This is a genomic window from Chloroflexota bacterium (assembly GCA_035652535.1).
GTDB lineage: Bacteria > Chloroflexota > UBA6077 > UBA6077 > SHYK01 > DASRDP01.
The window spans coordinates 35,418-54,986 of the sequence record DASRDP010000115.1 but is presented as its reverse complement, the minus strand read 5'-3'; the positions used below and the strand labels follow the sequence as shown (position 1 = coordinate 54,986).

Sequence of the window (19,569 nt, the reverse complement as noted above, 5' to 3'; positions counted from 1 at the left end):
TCGGCCCATCCTTTCGCCAATGGGTCGGATTTGTGGAGACGCGGGAAGAGGAGTTTCGCCAGGGGCGGCCGGTAGTGATTTCAGTATATCGTGTCACTAGGGACCTGTCACGCCTATTGCGGACCTGTACGAGCCCATGGTGCAACAGTCGCCTTGTGCTGCACGCAAACGATGGCTTATCGTCGTTCTCGCGGCCATAACGGTCAACCGGTAAGGGGGGAGCAGCGCAGATGGCCGCTACGCGACTCTCGTGGACAACCTGGCGGAGGGCGCATCGATGTGGAACATGCAGTCCCGGATCGCGGAGTTTGATTCGCAGCGGTTCGAGTCGCTTGGCCCGGGCTATCTGGCGGTCAGCCTTCTGGGCGAGGCTGGTGAGGTTGCGGACGCCATCAAGAAGCTCTGGCGCACCGACCCGCGCATTGGCTCCGCGAACGGCTTTTCGTCAATTCCCGCTGATGCGCGCCGCGCCATCGCCGACGAGCTGGCTGACGTCGTGATCCTCAGCGTCGTGCTCGCAAACCACCTCGAGATCGACGTCGAGGAGGCGGTTGACCGCAAGCTCCAGATCATCGCGGAGCGGCTCGAGGTTGGCTACTACGGCCACGAGGCCCGGCAAGCCTAGGCTATCCGGCTAGTCTCCCGCCAGGACCTCGCCCGTTAAGTGGCGCGAGATGAACTCCGTCGCCAGCCGGTTGAACTCGTCGGCAAATTCGATGTGCGGACAATGACGCGCCCGCGGAAAAATGTGGAGCTCCGCGTTCGGGATCTGCCGATGAAGATCCTCCCACGTCCCCGGCTCGCGCAGCAGATCCTCCGCCCCGCCGGTAATCAGCGTCGGAACGGCAATCATTCGGTAATCCGGTCGCTCGGGCGGAGTGGCACGGGGCAGCCCGGGTAATGTGAGCCGAGCCGCGGCTGTGGCAGCCCAGGTGCCTGGCTCACAACTCGCCTGCCACCGCTCCTCTACTTCCTCATCTGACCACCAGCGCTCATCCCAGAAGAGGACCTGGAGAATTCGTCGCATCCAGTCTCGCGACCCATCGTAGTCGTTCAGGGTGGTCCGCGCATCGTTGACGGGCGCGAATCCGCCGCCGCTCGACGTCACGATGGACCGAATGTTCCACGGCGTCGGGCGGCTCGCCGCGACCGAGAGAATCAGCGATCCGCCGAAGGAGTTCCCGATGAAGTGCGCCGACGGAATGCAGAGCGTGTTCATCCAGTCCCGGATGAAACGGATGCGAAAGCCTGCTGGATCGGTGAAGTTGTAGATCTTATCGGTTCCCCCGAAGCCCACCATGTCGGGCGCGAAAACGTGAAAGTGTTCGGCGAGCGCCGCGATATTGTGGCGCCAGCTGAACTCCGCTCGCCCGCCGAACTCCGCGCTGTGCAGGAGAACCACCGGCTCTCCCGAACCGGCCTCCAGATAGTGCGTGCGAATCGGTCCTACGGCAACGTATCGGCTGGCCACGCCCTTCGGAAGCTTCACAGCTCGGACCTCGATGCAACAGCGCTTCTTGAGCCCACTCGTCCCCCATTGTATGGGTCCGGCTGGCCGGTCAGAGGTCCTTCCCCTCGAAACGGAGGACCGCGACCAGGAGACAGAACACGACGTAGAGGCCCGCGTAGCCGACCATCCACGGGCTGGGCGGCGCCAGCACGCTGAGTGGGCCCGGCATCGGAAGGGTCGACCCCGACGTCGCCTGAAGGGCAGCCGCCGCCAGCTTCTCCATCGCGTCACTGGGAACGGCGATGCTGATCCAGACGCCGGCGTCCTGCATCGTTTGGTTCTTGAGTATGAAACCGAGTTGCTCTTCGACGCCGCCGGCCATTGCTATGGCATGGAGCAGGAACACCCCGATGCCCGTTGCCAGGGACGGAAGCCACGCGCTGGCCAGCACCGTCAGGGAGAGGAGCACGATCGTCTGCATGGCGAGCGCCAATACGGCGACCAACGGGCTCGTTCCTGCGAACCCAGCCCGCAGCCAAACGATCCCGATGACGATGGTCGCGACAATTGCGGTATAGGCGGCGGCCATGCCAGCAAGCCCCAGCCACTTCCCGACGACGATCTCCCAGCGCGCAACGGGCTTGGCCGCGATGGCATGGAGCGTCGAATTTTCGACCTCCCCACTGATGGTTCCCGCCGCGGAAAAGATCGCCAGCAGGCTTCCCGCCATGCTGGTCAGCCAGATACCGGTGAGCAGCAGCTGGCTGATGAGCAGTGGCTTGACCGACGGAACGATGAGGGGCGATGTTTCCAGCTCGCGGACGGCGAAGTGTGTCCCCAACGCGTACAGCGCAAGGAAGAGAACGGTCATCACCGCGGCGGCCAGCACGATTCGTTTGCGGATGGCCTCGTGGAAGGTGAACTTCGCCAGGACCAGCCACTTCACGCGTCACGCCCCTCGACGATGTTCACGAAGAGGTCCTCGAGCGATCGTCGCTGCTGGCGCAGCTCGTAGAGTCGTACGCCATGGGTCACCAGCGCCCAGACCACCTGGGACACCGCGTCTCGGTCGGCCACCGTAAATGTCATGCGCCCGTCGCGCGCATCGAGGTCGGGCGCCAGCTTGCGTGCGGCCTCGAGTCCCGCGCTCGAAACCTGGTCGACCTCGCCCGTCACCACGATTCGGTCGCTTCCGAGGTCGTCGGGCCTGCCCGACCAGACCAGCCTGCCCAAATCGAGAATGGCGACCAGATCGCACACACGCTCGATGTCGCTGAGAATGTGGGAATTCAGGAGCACGGTTACCCCTTGCGCCCGAAGCTCCACGATGAGATCGCGCACCTCGCGGCGACCGACGGGGTCCAGGCCGGAGGTCGGCTCGTCCAGAATCAGGAGCTTCGGGTCATTCATGATGGCCTGCGCGAGTCCGATCCGTTGCAGCATTCCCTTCGAGAACGTCCGGAGCTGGCTGCCTGCCCTCTGGGAAAGTCCAACACGTTCGAGTACGTCGGGAATACGCTCGCGACGCGCCTTGGGGCTCATGCCGTACAGCCGCCCGTGCAGGTCCAGGAATTCCGCAGCAGTGAGCCATTCGTGGAACCGGAACTGCTCCGGCAAGAACCCGACGCGCGCTCGCGCCTTGGTGTCGGAGGACGGGAGCCCCAGCAGCTCGACACTGCCGGCGGTCGGTCGGACAAGCCCCAGCATCATTTTGATGCACGTCGTCTTCCCCGCCCCGTTCGGCCCAAGCAGACCAAACACCGTACCAGACGGAACGCGAAGATCGAGACCTTCGACTGCCACTCGACGGCCAAACACCTTCCGGACGCCGCGGAGCGCGACGGCGGTCGTAGCCTCCTGTGGCACGCCGAGTGGATCCGCTACTGGATCGAGCTGGCGACGGCCCCCAGGGTGTCGGCGTCGAAGTGACCCGCCAGGGCGAAGAGATTGCCGCCGCGTTGCCAGAGGAGCAGGGTGCGACCCGTGCGAACCTCGTGCACCGCCAATGCGTCGCCACCGCCAACGCGAATCACCGATGAGGTGGCCATTCCCGCAGGGATCGGCACGGGAATCGTGTCCTGCCAATCGGCGATGGCCAGAAGCTGGGCCACAGCATCGGGTTCGAGCGCCGCGATGCGCGAATCGCTGAGGACGAGGTCGTGCAGAGCGCCAAGGTCCACTTCGGCGGGCACGCTCAGCGTGGGCTGCCCCATCTGCGTCAGGGCGAGCGCTGATGATCCGCTGCCCCACGTGAGCGTCACGCTCGCGGGGATGTTGAGCACGAGGGTGGCTCCGTGCAGGCTCGTCGGAAGCTGGAGGTCCTCGATTCCGGCGCTCGCGAGGGTCGCGTAGATCTTCGGAAGGTCGAGCGTGTACGAGGCGGAGCTCGCCGTGTGCATCACGATCGTCGGGTCGCTGCTCACCCCATCCGGTAAGCTTGCGGGCACCCGGACGCGGCGATGCAGCTCTTGGCTCGCGCCTTCGGCGGTTTCAAAGGGGATCGCGCGCGGCTGGTTCCAATCGCCGGGCTCACCGAACAGAGACCGATCGAAAGCATCCGTGCGCCATGGGACTGACGCGAGGCCACTTGCCACCTGCTCCACGCTGACCGACACGGGGGCGAAGCGGTGCGGGCGGAGGAGCGTTGGCGCCCCGTACGCCGAGCTACGCAGCGGAGCCAGGGTAGCGACAGCGACCAACCCCACGCCAACGCCGAGGGCGAGTAGCCGTGAAAGAGTGATGCGGGGCAACGTCATTCGATCCATTCATCCCCCCGTGCCCAGTCCGCGCGGGCAGCGGCCCTGCGCTCTGGACGCGGCGAGTGTAGCACACACCCATTCCGTCGGCGCAGAGGAACCTCCTTCCGCCGCGCGCACGCAGCCTATCGCGATCCCTGGTCTTTTCGGGCCTTGAGCCGATCGTCGGCGGATAGGAGCCGTTTGCGCAGGCGCATGCTCTTGGGGGTGACCTCGACAAGCTCGTCATCGCCGATCCATGCGAGCGCGTCTTCCAGGGACAGCACGATCGGTGGCGACAACCGAATGGCGATGTCCGACGTGGAGGAGCGAATGTTCGTTTGCTTCTTCTCCTTGCAGACGTTGATCGGCACATCCTGGGGATAGCGCGATACACCCACCACCATGCCCTCATAGACGTGGAGTCCGGGCTCGATGAACGTCTCACCCCGCTCCTGAGCGTTGTTCAGACCATAGGTCGTCGAAACACCGGTGTTCGTGGCGACGAGGGCCCCGTTGCGCGATCGGCCGATGGGCGCCCCCATCGGCTCGTACCCGGCGACCACACTGGACATCAGTCCCTCCCCGCGCGTGAGGGTAAGAAAGATGCCGCGCAGGCCGATCAGTCCGCGCGTCGGGACGGCGTATTCCAGCCGCACGCGCCCGCTGCCGTCGCTCTGATGGTTGACCAATCGTCCCGCACGGACGCTCAGCTCCTCCGTCACCGGTCCGATCGATTCCTCGGTCGTCTCGATCACAACGTGCTCAACGGGCTCCTTGAGCACGCCGTCGATCGTACGCGGGATCACCTGGGGTCGCGAAACCTGGAACTCATACCCCTCGCGCCGAAGCGTCTCGATAAGAATGGCGAGGTGCAGCTCTCCCCTTCCGGAGACCAGGAATTGATCGGCCGATTCTGTCTCGTCGACGCGTAGCGCGATGTTCGTCTCCAGCTCCCGGTACAGCCGTGCGCGAAGCTGGCGCGAGGTGACGAACGTCCCGTCCCGCCCGGCAAAGGGAGACGTGTTCACACCGATTGTCACCCGAACCGTTGGCGGCTCGAGATCCAGCCGTGGAAGCGCCTCCGGTGATTCGGCGGAGGCGATCGTATCGCCGATGTTGACTTCGTCGAGACCGGTCAGCAGGACAATATCTCCCGCGCGCGCCTCGTCGCAGGGGACCGTCTCCAGGCCCTCAAACGCGAAGACATCGACCGAGCGTTGGCGCGTGCTGGCGCCGTTCTCGTCGATTCGCACGATGTTGTCGCCGGCACGAATTCGCCCGCGCGCGATGCGCCCCACGGCGTTGCGTCCGAGGTACTCGTTGTAGCGGATGTTGCTCACGAGCATCTGGAAACCAGACTCGACATCGACATGCGGACATGGGATCGAGGACAAGATGGTTTCGAACAGCGGCTCAAGGGTCGATCCTGCCATGGCAGGGTCGAGGGTCGCCGTCCCCGCGCGCGCATTGGTGTACACGACTTCGAAATCGAGCTGTTCGGCGTCCGTAGCCAGCTCCAGGAAAAGGTCCTGCGTCGCCTCGAGCACTTCGGCGATGCGGGCATTCGCACGGTCGATCTTGTTGACGACGACGATGGGCTTGAGCCCCAGATCGAGCGCCTTCTTGAGGACGAATCGCGTTTGCGGCATCGGCCCTTCCACCGAGTCGACGAGGAGAAGGCAGCCGTCGGCCATATTCAGCACGCGCTCGACTTCGCCGGAGAAGTCCGCATGGCCGGGCGTGTCGATCACGTTGATGCGTGTACCGCGATACCGCACCGCCGTGTTCTTCGCCAGAATCGTGATCCCCTTCTCCCGCTCGAGCGCGTTGGAGTCGAGAATCAGCTCCCCGACGGCCTGCCCTTCGCGGAAAACGCGGCTCTGCTTGAGCATTCCGTCGATGAGCGTGGTCTTTCCATGATCGACGTGCGCGATGATGGCGATGTTTCGCACCTCGGTGCGCTCGACCATGCGGGAGCCAAGCTGTGTGTCAGGCGCAGTCATTCGCTTCCTTCATGCTTCGGGGCCATTTTTTGGATAAACGGCGGGGCTGGCCGCATTGAGCGAGTCCAGCCCCCCGGAAGGTCTCTTGCCGATGGCGGCTTATCGATACGTTGGCCGCGACGCGCGGACTTGCTCAAAGCAGTCCGAGCAGTAAACCGGGCGATCCGTTCGCGGCTGGAACGGTACCAGCGCCTCCTTGCCGCAGTTGCTGCAGATCGCGGAGAACATTTGCCGCTCACCGCCGTATCCGCCACCGTAGCGGCTGCCGCCCTGGGACGCCCGACGAGCAGAGCGACACTCGGGACAACGCCCGGGTTCATTCATCAGCCCGCGGGATGCATAGAACTCCTGCTCGCCCGCGGTGAAGGTGAAGGGTTGGCCGCAATCGCGACAGACGAGAACTTTGTCGGCGTAACTCACGCTGACTCCTCGAGATAAACTTGGCCGGACTTCGTCAGCGCGAGCCGCTCCAGCGGGATCTCCTCCCGCCCCAGGCCGTGGGTGCGCGGGTCTACGAACCGAACCAGTACCTGCATAATACCAGAGATCGATGCCCCCGTACGGTGCGCACGTTGACGCAATCCACCGGACGCCCAATCCGCGGGCGCGCCCGCAGCCCCGAACCCGCGGACGAGCCCGCGAGCCCCAACATGTACCGAGCCGCCGCGAACCTCGCCGCGTATCCGTATTTCAGCGTGATCGAGCGGGACCGACGATGGGAAACCGCGCGCGCGCTGATGGATCGGGCCCGCATCGACTATGTCATTGCCCCGCCAAGCGTCGGGTCCACCAGCTCCGTCGGCGCGGCAGCGCGGTACCTGTCTCACGTCGGCGGCGGCGCCGCAGAGGTCTCGCTTCTGTTCCCGAGACGGGGCGAGCCGATCGCCATCGCCCGCGACGCGGGCGCTTGGATCACCGCTCAGCCGTGGTGCACAGACCTCCGTGAAGCTGCGCCGTCCCACAGCGCGGCCATGATTCGCGCCCTCGCCGAGCTCGGACCATCGGTGCACCGCATCGGTGTGGTGGGACTCTATTCGGACCGACGTTCGCTCGGGAGCGCCCGATTTGCCTTCGTCCAGGCGCTCGCTTCCGCGTTCCCATCCCTCGAGCTCATCGACGTGACGCGCGAGGTCGCTCAGATGCGCCGCCCCAAGAGCGCCGAGGAGGTCGCGTTTTTGGACAGGTCCACCCACATCGCGCATGTCATGGCCGAGCGGTTCGCCAACGAGATCGGCAAGGACGAGGACGACATTCGGATTCGGCGCGCCGTCGTGGAAACCGCATGCGGATTGGGGAGCGAGCTGCCGGTGGGGCTCCGATGGCGGGATTGCGCGATGGCGGGTGCGGCACGGGAATCTCATCGCGGAGCTGATCCTTCAATCCACCTGGTCCAGGGGGTGTTCGACGGCGCATGGGGCGGATACCGGGCTCGCAGCCGTCGCGTCATTCAAATGCGCGGGTCCACGGCTTCGGACCCCGCTCCCGTCGCGCTCCTCCGCGACCTCTGGGACTCGGTGTTTGCCCAAGCCCGACCCGGTGTGACGATCCAGCAGTTGGACCGCCGCGCGCGCGAGACGTTCGCGTCTCAGCATCAGCGTGTCGTCGATTCGCTCTCTGCGATCGTCTCCATCCGGGGTTGCGGTCTCGGTGAAGACGCCCCGAGCCCTGATCGCGGCATGGAAGATCCTGACCGGCGTGATCTCGCTCTCGAGCCCGGCGATTGCATCACCCTCACCGTCTCCATTGCAACCACGGCAATTCGTGCTGCGTGGGCTGATCCGATCGTCATTACCGACGCGGGCGCTCGACTTCTCGGCCGTGGGGCGTCGTCCTGAAGCGGCGCGGACCGATCTCCCTCGATCTGACCTCGCACGCGCCCGACGCAGATGTCCCCACGACTGCTACCATTGAGTTGGCACGCCGCGCGTAGCTCGATACGAGGACCGTCGTCGATGCGAGTCATGCTCTACACAGGGAAGGGAGGGGTTGGGAAGACGACGATATCCGCCGCGACGGCAGTGCGCTGCGCGGAGCTGGGTTACCGAACCGTCGTGCTCTCGACTGACCTCGCCCACTCGCTCGCGGATAGCTTCGACCAACCGCTCGGACCCGAGCCAGTCCCCCTGTCCCAAAATCTCTGGGCACAAGAATCGGACATCTATTTCAACCTGGATCGGTACTGGAACACGGTCCAGCGCTGGATCAATGCCCTCTTCGCCTGGCGCGGCGTCGACGAGCTGGTCGCGGAAGAGCTAGCGGTCCTGCCCGGGATGGACGAGTTGGCGAACCTCCTCTGGATCGACACGCACCGAAAGAGCGGGAATTTCGACGTCATCATCGTCGACTGCGCGCCGACCGGGGAAACACTGCGCCTGCTCTCGTTCCCAGAGATCGCTCGATGGTGGGTGGAGAAGCTGCTGCCCGTCCATCGCCGGATGGCGGCGTTCCTTCGACCGGTCATGCGCACCTGGATTGGAATGCCGCTCCCTGATGACGACGTATACGATTCCGTTCAGGAGCTTTTCGTTCAGCTCGACGACATGCACGCGACGCTCGTCGATCCGGACGTCACCACCGTTCGGCTCGTGCTCAATCCCGAGAAGATGGTCATCAAAGAAGCCCAGCGGACGTACACGTATCTCAATCTCTTCGGGTACCCGTCGGACCTGGTCGTCTGCAACCGAGTGCTGCCGCCGGCCGTGCGTGACGAGTACTTTGCCGGGTGGCGAGAATCGCAGGAAGCATACCGACAGCAGGTGCGAGACACGTTTGCGCCGCTGCCGATGGTGGAGGTTCCACTCTTCGGTCGCGAGATCGTGGGAATTCCGTCGCTGTCCGAGATGGCGCGCGAGCTCTACGCCGACCGCGACCCAACGGAGATCCTCTATCGGGGGCGCATCCAGACGACGGAACAGCACGACGGCGAATATCTCTTGAAGCTGCGGCTTCCCTTTACCCAGAAGGGGAACGTTCATCTACTCGCGTCGGGCGATGAGCTCGTCGTTCACGTGGGCAATCAAAAGCGAAACGTCGTGCTTCCCCGTGCGCTCGTCGGACTTCCGACACTCGGCGCGCGATTCGAAGACGATGTTCTCATCGTGCGATTCGACAGACAGGGAGAGGTGAACCATGGAGCACGAGAGCGAAGGTGAGCGGGAACACGCCCGCACCGAGCGCGCATATCCCCGCGACGCCATTGTCATTCAGTTTCCCCGCATCGACCCGGGGCTCCGAGATTTGCTTCTGGATTTCATCCCCGGTCGGGCGCTTTTGCGGGCGCTCTCGAGACCATCGGACGAGATGATCCTCCACGCGCGGAACGCGCGGCGCGAGCGGCTCCTGGCGCTTCGCAGCTTGATCGATGAGATGATCGAGGACACCGAGCGCCCAACACCGCGTCGCCGCGCCCGCGAGGTGGAGATCGAGTGACGTATGATTTGGGTGATTCGCGATTTGCGAAAGGAATCGCCGAGTGGCAGTAACGAGTGACCAGATTCTCGAGGCCCTGAAGGTCGTCCAGGATCCGGACCTTCATCGAGACATCGTCTCCCTCGGCTTCGTCAAGAACGTGAAGATCGACGGCGATCATGTGGGATTCGACGTCGTGCTCACAACGCCCGCATGTCCGGTGCGAGGGACGCTGCACGACGCCGCTCGCGACGCCGTCCTCGCCCTCCCGGGCGTCAAGCACGTTGACGTCAACATGACGTTCAGCGTGGCCTCCACGCGCCAGGGCGGGGGACAGCTCATCCCGGGCGTTCGCAACGTCATCGCTGTCGCGAGCGGCAAAGGGGGTGTCGGCAAATCGACGGTTTCGACCAATCTGGCCATCGCCCTGGCCGACACGGGGGCCAAGGTGGGCCTCGTGGACGCCGACATCTACGGACCCAACATCCCCCTGATGATGGGGTTCCACGACAAGCCTGAGCTATACGGCAACGAGCAGCGTCAGATCATTCCGCTCGTCGCCTTTGGCATCAAGCTGATGTCCATCGGCTTCCTCATCGGCGATGACGACAACCCGGTCATCTGGCGCGGCCCGATGGTGCACGGGGCCATCAACCAGTTCCTGAAGGATGTCGACTGGGGCGACCTGGACTACCTCGTCGTCGACCTCCCGCCAGGTACGGGCGATGCGCCGCTGTCGCTGTCGCAGCTCGTCCCCGTGGCGGGCGTGGTGATCGTGACCACGCCACAAGACGTTGCCCTGCAAGATGTCGTAAAAGGCATCGGGATGTTTTTGAAACTGAACGTTCCGATCGCGGGCATCGTGGAGAACATGAGCTACTTCCAGTGTCCGCACTGCCATCAAACAACGGAGATCTTCGGCCACGGGGGCGGAGAGCGCGTCAGCGAAAAGTATGACATTCCGCTCCTCGGTCGGATCCCGCTCGACGTGCGGATTCGGCAGGGTGGGGATGAGGGTCGGCCAATCGTCGTCGCGGAGCCAGACTCACCAGTGGCCGCGGCGTTCCGCGACACGGCCCAGCAGATGGCCGCGCGCCTCAGCACGATCGCCCTCGAATCCGAACCGCCCGAGCCGGCCGCGACCGGTGCCCCGGTCCAGTTCTTCACCAAGCTCCCGAGCAAGAGCTAAGCGCTTCGGATGCGTGCTGGGTGCTAGCGCCCGCATTGCCCGCGGGCGTTCTTCTGGTGGTCTGGACGGCGGTCGGCTGGGCAGTGGGCCTCGCGCTGAACCACGTCGCCTACCAGATTCCGTCGGACCTGTCGCCCATTTCTGCGCCGCGCTGCCCCGCATGCCACGCCCGCATCCCCATTCTGCGACTCGTGCAACGACGCTGCGAGCGCTGCGGCGCGCCGCTGGAATATGACCGAATCGAATGGATCACCGCCGTCTGTTTCCTTCTCCTGGGCGTCCACGTCGGCCAAACCGCCCTGCTGCTGGTCTACAGCTTCTACACAGCGGTCCTCGTTCTGACCGCCATCATGGACATGCGGCACCGCTACATCTATTCGCTGGTCAGCTACCCTTCGATCGCCGCGGCAATGGTCCTGTCACCCACCGTCGGCGGGCTCGACATTGCCACGACCGGGGCGGGGGTAGCGACCGCGCTGGCCATATTCGTCGCGTTCTACGTCGGGGGGCGTCTAGCCTACCCGGGTAGAGAGCCAGTGGGAAAGGGCGACATCGAGCTGGCAGCGATGATTGGCGCGATGACGGGCTTCCCGCGCGTCGTGAGCGCGCTGTTTCTCGGCAGCTTCGTCAACGGCTTCGTCATCGCCCTGCTGCTCCTCACCGGCCGCCGACGGCGAATGGACTTCGTACCCTACGGACCGGGACTCTGCCTCGGCGCATATGCCGCCCTCTTCATGAGCCCCTGAGAGGGCGCGGTCCGCCGCCTAGCCTTGATCCTCGGGCGGGCGGATGGTACACCAACTGCACGGAACCGAGTCGATCAGCTCGCGCCGTGATCTGGCGATGACGCGCAGGAGGTTTTCGTGTATCCACCCCGGGCGCCAACCGTGGAGCGTGCAGCCTTTGAACCGCGGGAGCTTCACTCCGTCGAGGACACGGGGCTCTCCCTGCAGTTTCTCGCCGACCTCACCCTCAAGATCGTGTACTACGCCAGCACGGCCACCGGCTACGAAATCGCTCAGCGCCTTCGCCTGCCGTTCCTCGGGGTGGTGGATCGGGTCCTGGAGGCACTCAAGCGTGAGCTATACGTGGAAGTCCGCGGTGGCAGCGCGCTGACGCCGGCCAGCTACACCTACGTGATGACCGCGAAGGGCAACGCGCGTGCAATCGAGCTTGTGGAACGCTGCGCGTACGCGGGCCCTGCCCCAGTGGCGCTCGCGGAGTACCGAGAGGCCGTTCGACTTCAGACCGTCAACGACATCGTTGTGAATCGGCGCAATGTTCGCGATGCATTCAGTCACCTCGTCGTTAGCGACCGGCTGATGAACCAGTTGGGGCCAGCCATTAACTCGGCGCAGTCGGCATTCCTCTTCGGGCCGCCCGGCAACGGAAAGACGACGCTTGCCGAGACCGCGGCGCGCCTTCTGGGCGGCGCCGTCTACGTCCCGCACGCCATTGAATATGACGGCCAGGTCATCAAGGTCTTCGACACGATCTTCCACGCGGCTCTGGAGTCGGAGGATAAGACGGTCGACGCGCGAGACCGACGGTGGGTGAGGTCCCGGCGCCCGGTCGTGATCGTCGGCGGTGAGTTGACCATGGAAGCGCTCGACCTCGTGTACTCCGAGACGAGCAAGTACTACGAAGCGCCGTTCCAGATGAAGGCCAACTGTGGGATGTTTCTCATCGACGACTTCGGCCGCCAGCAGGTCTCACCGCGCGATCTCCTCAATCGCTGGATCGTTCCGCTGGAGAAGCGCGAGGACTATCTGAATCTCCAGACCGGCCAGGAGATCACGGTACCCTTCGATCAGCTCATCATCTTCTCCACCAACTTGGACCCTGCAAGCCTGGTCGACGAGGCGTTCCTGCGGAGGATCCGATACAAGATCGAAGTGCCCAACCCAACGATCCAGGAGTACGAGGAGATCTTCCGCAGGATTTGTGAGAGCCGGGGCGTCCCGTACGATTTCTCCGCGGTCGAGTTCATCCTGGACTATTACGATCGGCGCGGCATCGAGCCACGCTGCTGCCATCCCCGCGACCTTCTCGACCAGGTAATCGACATTGCCGAATACATGGAGCAGCCTCGCACCCTCTCACGCGAGCTGCTGGAGGCAGCCTGCGACAGCTACTTCGTTCGACTTTGAGACGCAAGGGATTGTGGCAATGACCGCTTCCAGCCGCCTCTCCGAATACACGGCGCGCACGCCGATTCGCGTCGAGTTCTATACGCGCTCCTATCATGCCAGCGGCGACATTGAGGTGGCGCGCTGGCACGTGGCGGACGTGATGAACGACAAGGTTCGGCCCTTTCTGCTTATGGAGAACAGCGTGCGCGAGCCCCTGGGTCCGGCACCTCAGGTCGGCGGTGAGGCCCTCGCGCGCGCGACCGAGTACCTTCAGCTCGCCAAAGCAGCGGTCGTGCTCGCGATCCCCCACGATAACCCGCAACATGCGCTGGCTCGCCAGCAGTACCTCGCTGCGCTCTATGAGGAGCGAGCCCAGGTGGAGGCGATCGTCATCGTCCCGCCCTTTGAGCTGCGCGGCACGATCCACCTGAGGCGAGCATTCCAGATCAAGAACGCCCTCGAGGAGCTCCCGAACGAATTCATCCCCATCACGGACATGGAGGCCGTCTACATTCCGGACGCACGGCTCAAGATCAACGCGGAATTCGCCGTTGTGAACCGCCCGCTCGCGGAGATGTTCGCCCTTGTGGACGAGGGCCCGATGAAGAAGATCGCTCGCGGCTTTCGGTCGTCGTAGCGGGACGCTGAGAAACTGAGGTTGGATGCGCCATGACGCAGGAAACGATGTACGATTACCGACGCTTCTCCATCGCCGAGCGCGATCGGCGATGGAAGGCTGTTCGCGCGCTGATGGCCCGCGATGGCATCGACGTCATTATCGCTCCGCCGAACAACGGCAACTCCACCGACTGGCAGGCGGACGCTCGCTATCTCTCGCACTGCGGTGGAGGAGCGGATGCGTCCATTGGCTGCGTCTTCCCGATCGACGACGAGCCAACCGTCGTCGCAACGTCCGCCATTCGCTGGGGACCCCGGGTCCAAAACTGGGTCTCAGACGTACGCGACGTCAATCGCCACTACGGACGCGCCATGGCGGAGCGACTGCGCGAGCTGAAGGCGGACGGCAAACGGATCGGGATCTGCGGCCTCGCCGGCGGCACGCGCACCCCCGAGGGAACCATTCTCCACGGCACCTACGAGGCGATCGCGAAGGCCGTTCCCAACTCGGAAATCGTCAACGCTACCGATCTTCTCCAGGAGGTCCGCTGCGTCAAGAGCCAGGAGGAGATCGACGTTCTTCAGGACTCGGTCGATCTCGTCGAGCGCGCGGTGGAAGCCGAAGTCGAGTGGGCGGCCAAGCCCGGCGTCCGCGACTACGAGGTCTGGGCCGCTGCGATGAATGCCATGTTCAGCCGGGGCAGCGAACTCTCGGTCCACTTCAATTGGATCGCCCACGATCCCCCCACGCGAACGCTCACGCGACCTCAGCGCAAGATCTTGCAGGACGGCGAGATCATCATCAACGAGCTCGAGTCTTCGATCATCGGCTACCGGGCGCAGCAAGTGAGGCCAGTGGCGGTCCGGCGCTGCGATCCTCTGTACATGGACCTGATCGAGTATCACGGCGAGATGTACGCTCGGCTCCTCGACTTCTTGCGGCCCGGCGTGACCCTGGCCGAAGCCATGAAGAAGACGCAGCAGATCGGCGATGCCCTGCGCCCAGCGAGCGGACCGCTCGCGAATGCGACGGCCCGCTTTGTCTGCCACGGTCGTGGGCTGGGGGATGACGTGCCCCTCGCCACCAACGACGAGGCGATCGAGCGATACGGAGACTGGCGGTTTCCGGAAAACGGCGTGTTCATCATCAAGCCGAGCGTCTCCGTTGGCGCGAGCAGCATCGCCTGGGGAGACACGTGCCGCGTGTCCGCCAACGGCACGGTGCGAATGGGCCATGCCCCGCACGAGATGATCGTCGCGCGTTAACCGAGCGTGACGCCTGTACCGACGGCGAATCAGGCGGCGGAACGGCCTCCTGACGTCTGCATCGTGACGGGAGAGTACCCACCTGCCATCGGCGGTGTTTCGGACTACACCGCGCTCCTTGCCCATCACCTGGCCAATCTGGGAAGTCGGGTCACCGTCGTCACGACGGCCCGGGACGGAAGAGCCTCCGATCCGTGCCGCGCGTCAGTCGGCGGCAGGGAGATCGAACGGATCGAGATCCCGGGCTGGAGCCATCGGTACCGTCGCGAAATCTTCGACGCCGTTGCCTCCGCGCAGGCCGACATCGTGCACCTCCAGTACCAGACGGCCGCGTTCGATATGGCGCCGTCAATCAACGTCTTCCCGCTGCTCCTCGGGCTGAACGGGCTCCGTCTTCCCGTTGTGACGACATTCCACGATCTGCGCGCCCCGTACCTGTTTCCCAAAGCCGGCCCGCTGCGCCGACTTGCGGTGTCCGTGCTCCTGGGCGCAAGCGCCGGCGCCATCTTCACCAATCCGGCCGATCTGGCCCTCGCGCGCCCCTTGCGAACCGCTGCCTGGATCCCGATGGGGCCCACGCTCGTTCCATCATCGACCTCCTCCCGCACCCGGACGCGTGCCCGGTGGGCGATCCGCGAGGACGAGCTGTGTCTGGCGCACTTCGGCTTCATCAACGCCACGAAGGGCATTGAATCGCTCGTACGGGCAGCCGAGCGGCTCCAACGCGCGAACCTCGGCTTTCGGCTCCTGTTTATCGGCGATGAAGTCGGTTCCGCGGACCCCAAGAACCGCGCCACCGCGGCCCGCGTGCGCGCCCTGGCCGGCGAGCTTGGGGTCGGCTCGCGCATCACGTGGTCGGGCTTCGACGCACCGCCCGAGATCTCGTCCGCCCTGGCAGCGGCAGATCTGATAGTCCTGCCGTATGCCGATGGAGCCAGCCTCGGGCGGAGCAGCCTGCTCTCGTGCCTCGCGCACGGCAGCGCGGTCGTCACGACGGAGCCAACCCCATCGCCTCCTGTTGCCTCGAAGCACCAAATTGCACCGTTCCGCGATCCCGAGCCCGTCCGCGCGCTCGAGAGCGCCGTCGAGATAGTCCCGAGAAACGATGACGCGGCACTCGCCCGCGCGATCTATCGACTCTGGAACGATGCCCCGCGGCGCGCGCGCCTCGCTCAGGCTGGGCGCGACTTTGCCGCCCGATTCACGTGGCCCGACGTGGCACGCGCGACGGTGGCCTTCTACGGACGCGTGCTGCAGCGTAGGACTCCGGGTTGATCGCAATCCGGGCGCACCCGGCGGCATCGCGCGCCGTCCTTGCCGTGGTCGTGGGCGCAGGAGCAGGGGCAACAGCGTGGTGGGGGATCTTCGGGATCGCCGCGGCGTGCGCGACGCTGATGATCGCCTGGGCAATCCTGCGGCGGCCCGAGGTCGGGGTCGTTCTCTTCGCGCTGCTCTGCCTCACCGTACCGTTCGCGGTGCTCCCGTTTCGCATCGTCGTTGCGCCGACCTTTGTGGATGTCGTCCTCGGAGCGCTCCTCGCCGCGTGCATCGCGCGGGCGCTTCGCCGGCGCGAGCCGCTCGTCGTCGCGGAGCCCCACCTGGCCCTCGCCCTCTTCGTAGGCCTCGCGTGCGCGGCCTTGTTGCTGGGGACGGCGGCGGCCCCCAGCTCATCAGAGGATGTCCGCCTGTTTGGGAAGCTCATGAGCGGCGCGATTCTGGCCTTTACCGCCGTCCAGGCGCTACGGAACGATCGCGGCGTCTCCCGAACAATTCGCGCGCTCATCGTGGGCGGAGCCGTCGCGGGAGGCGTCGCGATCGTTCTGTATCTGCTGCCCACGGGAACGTCGATCACGCTGCTCTCGGCGCTGAGCCCTCTCGGTTACCCGACCGGACCGGACGTGATGCGCCCAATCGAGGGCACAGCGACTCTCCGTGCGACGGGAACGCTGATCGACCCCAACGTTCTGGGGGGAACGCTCATGCTTCCCGCTATCCTGCTGGCGGCGGAAATCCTCGCGCCCACGCCCGTGCTGAGGCGGGGCGCCTTGGTGGGATTCTGTCTGCCGATGCTTCTCGCGCTCGCCCTGACCTACTCGCGCAGCGCATGGGTCGGGCTGGCGGCGGGCCTCGCGTACCTCGCGGTCGTGGCGGACCGGCGCCTGCTTGCGGCCGTACCCATCGGCCTCGCCGTGGTAGCCGTCGCTCCCCAGACGCACGACTATGCCGGTCGGCTTCTTGCTGCGCTCACCATCCAGGACCAGGCGACGGCCATGCGGATCGAGGAGTATCGCAACGCGGCGAACCTCATCTCCCGTTTCCCAATGATGGGCGTGGGATTTGGCGCATCGCCACGCGTCGATCTCTCCGTGGGGGTCTCGAATCTGTACCTCCAGATGGCCGAGCATATGGGGCTCATCGGCCTCGCCGCCTTCCTCCTCACCGTTGGGCTCGCATTGACGCAATCCTGGCGCACGCCGACGACCGCCGACAATCGGCTCCGACGCCGCGGACTCGAAGCGGCCCTGGGCGCCGCGCTTATCGCGGGCCTCTTTGACCACTACTTCTTCGACCTGCGCCTTCCCCACATGGAAGCGCTCTTCTGGCTCATCGTCGCGCTCATCATCGTCGAGTTCCGGAATGTTACAGTTCCGCAACAGGCGCACGATTCGAAAATCTCCGGAGGCGGCTCGGACCATGGACGTCGGGATCAATCCCCAGGCGGTTGAGCAGACGGTCCAGCGGCTTACTGCGCTCCTTCGCGTCTCCCACATCCTCGCCTCTGAGACGGACGTCGATCGACTGCTTGGCGCCATCATCGACTGCACCAGTGAGGTCCTGGAGGCAGATCGCAGCACCCTCTTCCTCATCGATGAGCGCCACGACGAGCTGCGGTCGCGCGTCGCCCAAGGCCACAATGTTACGGAGATCCGCGTGCCCCTATCCGCGGGCATCGCCGGGCACGTGGCGACCACGGGCGAGACGCTCATTATCCCGGACGCGTATCTCGACCCCCGCTTCAATCCCGACGTCGATCGTGAGACGGGCTATCGGACGCGCTCGATCCTCTGCGTCCCCCTTCGCGATTCGAACGGCCGCATGATTGGCGCTCTGCAGGCGCTGAACAAGCGTGCGGGCCCGTTCACCTCCGACGATGCGGAGCTGTTGGCAGCGCTCGCGAGCCAGGCAGCCGTGGCCCTCACCAACGCGTCGCTCCTCGAAGCTCGGCGAAAGGAAGTCGAGAAATCCCGCACCCTCCTCGACGTGATGACCTCGCTGTCCTCAGAGCTTGAGTTGGACCAGCTTCTGGCGAAGATCATGGAAAAGACGACGGAGGTGATGCGCGCGGACCGTTCGAGCCTGTTCATTCTCGATGCCAAGCAAAACGAGCTGTGGTTCAAGGTGGCCCAGGGCGCGAACCTCGAGGAGGTCCGCATCCCCGTTGGCGTGGGGATCGCGGGCCACGTCGCGGCGACCGGCGAGACGATTAACATCGCCGACGCCTACGCAGATCCGCGATTCAACCAGGACGTCGACCGGCGGACCGGGTACCGTACACGCACCGTGCTCTGCATGCCGATGCGGAATGCGCAAGGCTCCATCGTGGGCGTGCTCCAGGTTCTCAACAAGATCGAGGGGCTCTTCAGCGAAGACGACGAGGCGCTGCTGGAGGCCGTGGGTTCCCAGGCGGCCATTGCGTTGGAAAACGCGCAGCTTTTCGAGCGGGTCGTCCAGATGAAGAACTACAACGAGAGCGTTCTGTCCAGCATGGCGAACGGCGTCGTAACGCTGGATTTGGACGGCCGAATCAGCACCATGAATCCGGCTGCGCAACGGATCTTGAGCCTAGACCCCGAGACGTCAGTCGTCCGGACACTGCCCGAGGCCGTACGCGGCGACGTCAATGGCGCGATTACCGAGCCCGCGATGCGGGCAATGCGCGATTGTCGGATCGTGCGAGCCGAGAAGATCTACTATCAGACGCCCGAGGGCAACCGCGCGACCATCAACCTCTCGGCGGTGCCACTGCTCGATCACCGATCGACCCAGATCGGCGTGGTCATGGTCATCGAAGACATCTCTCGCGAGCAGCAGCTCATGGGGACGCTATCCCGCGTGGTGAGCCGCCAAGTTGCCGAGCAGCTCTTTGCCAGCGGCCAGATGCCGAGCGTGGGAGGCCAGCGCAAAGACGTGACGGTGCTCATGTCAGACATCCGCGACTTCACCCCGATGACCGAGAAATCCGAGCCGGAGGCGGTCGTTTCGATGCTGAATGACTACTTCGGCCGAATGATCGAGATCGTGTTCCGCCACGAAGGCACGCTGGACAAGTTCATCGGCGACGCCATCATGGCCGTCTTCGGTACGCCGATCGCCCACGCCGACGATCCGCTGCGCGCGATCCAAGCGGCCATCGACATGCGGCGGGCGCTCCGGGCTTTCAACGAGGAGCGACGGGCAGCGGGCCAGCAGCCGATCGAGATCGGCATCGGCATTTGCAACGGCGAGGCCGTGTCCGGCGCCATCGGGTCGGAGGAGCGGCTCGAGTTTACGGTGATCGGCGACACCGTCAACACGGCGGCCCGCCTGGAAGGGCTGACCAAGGGTTTCCCCGACCACAAAATCGTCTTCAACGAAGCGGTCTACGACCTGGTAAGAGACGTCGTGCCGTGTGACTTCTTGGCCGACGAGTACGTGAAGGGCAAGGCGCAGCCGGTCCACGTCTACGGGATCTCAGAGCGCTACATTCGGTCCGGCTGAACGCCGC

18 protein-coding genes are annotated in these 19,569 nt (G+C 64.8%); 12 read left to right on the top strand and 6 right to left on the bottom strand.

Features of this window, described 5'->3' with window-relative positions:
• Positions 1-277 precede the first annotated feature (277 nt).
• A complete protein-coding gene (locus tag VFC51_14605) occupies positions 278-625 on the top strand; it encodes a MazG-like family protein (protein ID HZT08252.1) in 348 nt (115 codons plus the stop codon).
• 9 nt (positions 626-634) lie between these two features.
• Here the strand turns inward: VFC51_14605 and VFC51_14600 are convergent, their stop codons facing one another.
• The 6 genes from VFC51_14600 to VFC51_14575 form a co-directional block, all read right to left on the bottom strand.
• Positions 635-1,489 carry an alpha/beta hydrolase gene (locus VFC51_14600; GenBank protein ID HZT08251.1) on the bottom strand — a complete coding sequence of 285 codons (855 nt, stop codon included), beginning with the start codon at positions 1,487-1,489 and terminating at the stop codon, positions 635-637.
• A gap of 70 nt (positions 1,490-1,559) precedes the next feature.
• Positions 1,560-2,396: an ABC transporter permease subunit gene (locus tag VFC51_14595; protein HZT08250.1), complete on the bottom strand. Its 837-nt coding sequence runs from the start codon at positions 2,394-2,396 to the stop codon at positions 1,560-1,562.
• A complete protein-coding gene (locus VFC51_14590; protein ID HZT08249.1) occupies positions 2,393-3,316 on the bottom strand; it encodes an ABC transporter ATP-binding protein in 924 nt (307 codons plus the stop codon). The genes VFC51_14595 and VFC51_14590 overlap by 4 nt, the downstream gene beginning before the upstream one ends.
• A gap of 14 nt (positions 3,317-3,330) precedes the next feature.
• Positions 3,331-4,215, bottom strand: a complete 885-nt coding sequence (locus VFC51_14585) for a hypothetical protein (protein ID HZT08248.1) — start codon at positions 4,213-4,215, stop codon at positions 3,331-3,333.
• A gap of 116 nt (positions 4,216-4,331) precedes the next feature.
• Positions 4,332-6,191, bottom strand: coding sequence for a translational GTPase TypA (gene typA, locus VFC51_14580; GenBank protein ID HZT08247.1), 1,860 nt, complete (start codon positions 6,189-6,191; stop codon positions 4,332-4,334).
• A 99-nt stretch (positions 6,192-6,290) separates the two neighbouring features.
• Positions 6,291-6,611 carry a zinc-ribbon domain containing protein gene (locus tag VFC51_14575; protein HZT08246.1) on the bottom strand — a complete coding sequence of 107 codons (321 nt, stop codon included), beginning with the start codon at positions 6,609-6,611 and terminating at the stop codon, positions 6,291-6,293.
• A gap of 230 nt (positions 6,612-6,841) precedes the next feature.
• Between VFC51_14575 and VFC51_14570 the strand changes: the two genes are divergently transcribed.
• From VFC51_14570 to VFC51_14520, 11 genes are all read left to right on the top strand, one after another.
• Entirely contained in the window at positions 6,842-8,026 is a 1,185-nt protein-coding gene (locus tag VFC51_14570; protein ID HZT08245.1) for a M24 family metallopeptidase, read from the top strand.
• 117 nt (positions 8,027-8,143) lie between these two features.
• The gene (locus VFC51_14565; GenBank protein ID HZT08244.1) at positions 8,144-9,343 is read left to right on the top strand and encodes a TRC40/GET3/ArsA family transport-energizing ATPase; all 1,200 of its coding nucleotides are present in this window, start codon (positions 8,144-8,146) and stop codon (positions 9,341-9,343) included.
• The gene (locus VFC51_14560) at positions 9,321-9,620 is read left to right on the top strand and encodes a hypothetical protein (protein HZT08243.1); all 300 of its coding nucleotides are present in this window, start codon (positions 9,321-9,323) and stop codon (positions 9,618-9,620) included. The genes VFC51_14565 and VFC51_14560 overlap by 23 nt, the downstream gene beginning before the upstream one ends.
• Positions 9,621-9,663: 43 nt before the next feature.
• Entirely contained in the window at positions 9,664-10,788 is a 1,125-nt protein-coding gene (gene apbC / locus VFC51_14555; protein ID HZT08242.1) for an iron-sulfur cluster carrier protein ApbC, read from the top strand.
• A gap of 20 nt (positions 10,789-10,808) precedes the next feature.
• The gene (locus tag VFC51_14550; GenBank protein ID HZT08241.1) at positions 10,809-11,534 is read left to right on the top strand and encodes an A24 family peptidase; all 726 of its coding nucleotides are present in this window, start codon (positions 10,809-10,811) and stop codon (positions 11,532-11,534) included.
• A 117-nt stretch (positions 11,535-11,651) separates the two neighbouring features.
• The gene (locus tag VFC51_14545) at positions 11,652-12,938 is read left to right on the top strand and encodes an ATP-binding protein (protein HZT08240.1); all 1,287 of its coding nucleotides are present in this window, start codon (positions 11,652-11,654) and stop codon (positions 12,936-12,938) included.
• Between the two features lie 19 nt (positions 12,939-12,957).
• On the top strand, positions 12,958-13,557 hold the full coding sequence (locus VFC51_14540) for a hypothetical protein (GenBank protein HZT08239.1): 600 nt from the start codon (positions 12,958-12,960) through the stop codon (positions 13,555-13,557).
• 32 nt (positions 13,558-13,589) lie between these two features.
• Complete coding sequence (locus VFC51_14535; GenBank protein HZT08238.1) at positions 13,590-14,804, top strand: M24 family metallopeptidase; 1,215 nt, start codon at positions 13,590-13,592, stop codon at positions 14,802-14,804.
• 63 nt (positions 14,805-14,867) lie between these two features.
• On the top strand, positions 14,868-16,079 hold the full coding sequence (locus VFC51_14530; protein HZT08237.1) for a glycosyltransferase family 4 protein: 1,212 nt from the start codon (positions 14,868-14,870) through the stop codon (positions 16,077-16,079).
• Complete coding sequence (locus VFC51_14525) at positions 16,076-17,530, top strand: O-antigen ligase family protein (GenBank protein HZT08236.1); 1,455 nt, start codon at positions 16,076-16,078, stop codon at positions 17,528-17,530. The genes VFC51_14530 and VFC51_14525 overlap by 4 nt, the downstream gene beginning before the upstream one ends.
• Positions 17,499-19,562 (top strand): GAF domain-containing protein, encoded by a 2,064-nt coding sequence (locus VFC51_14520; protein HZT08235.1) that lies wholly within the window; start codon positions 17,499-17,501, stop codon positions 19,560-19,562. Before VFC51_14525 ends, VFC51_14520 begins: the two co-directional genes overlap by 32 nt.
• Positions 19,563-19,569 lie beyond the last annotated feature (7 nt).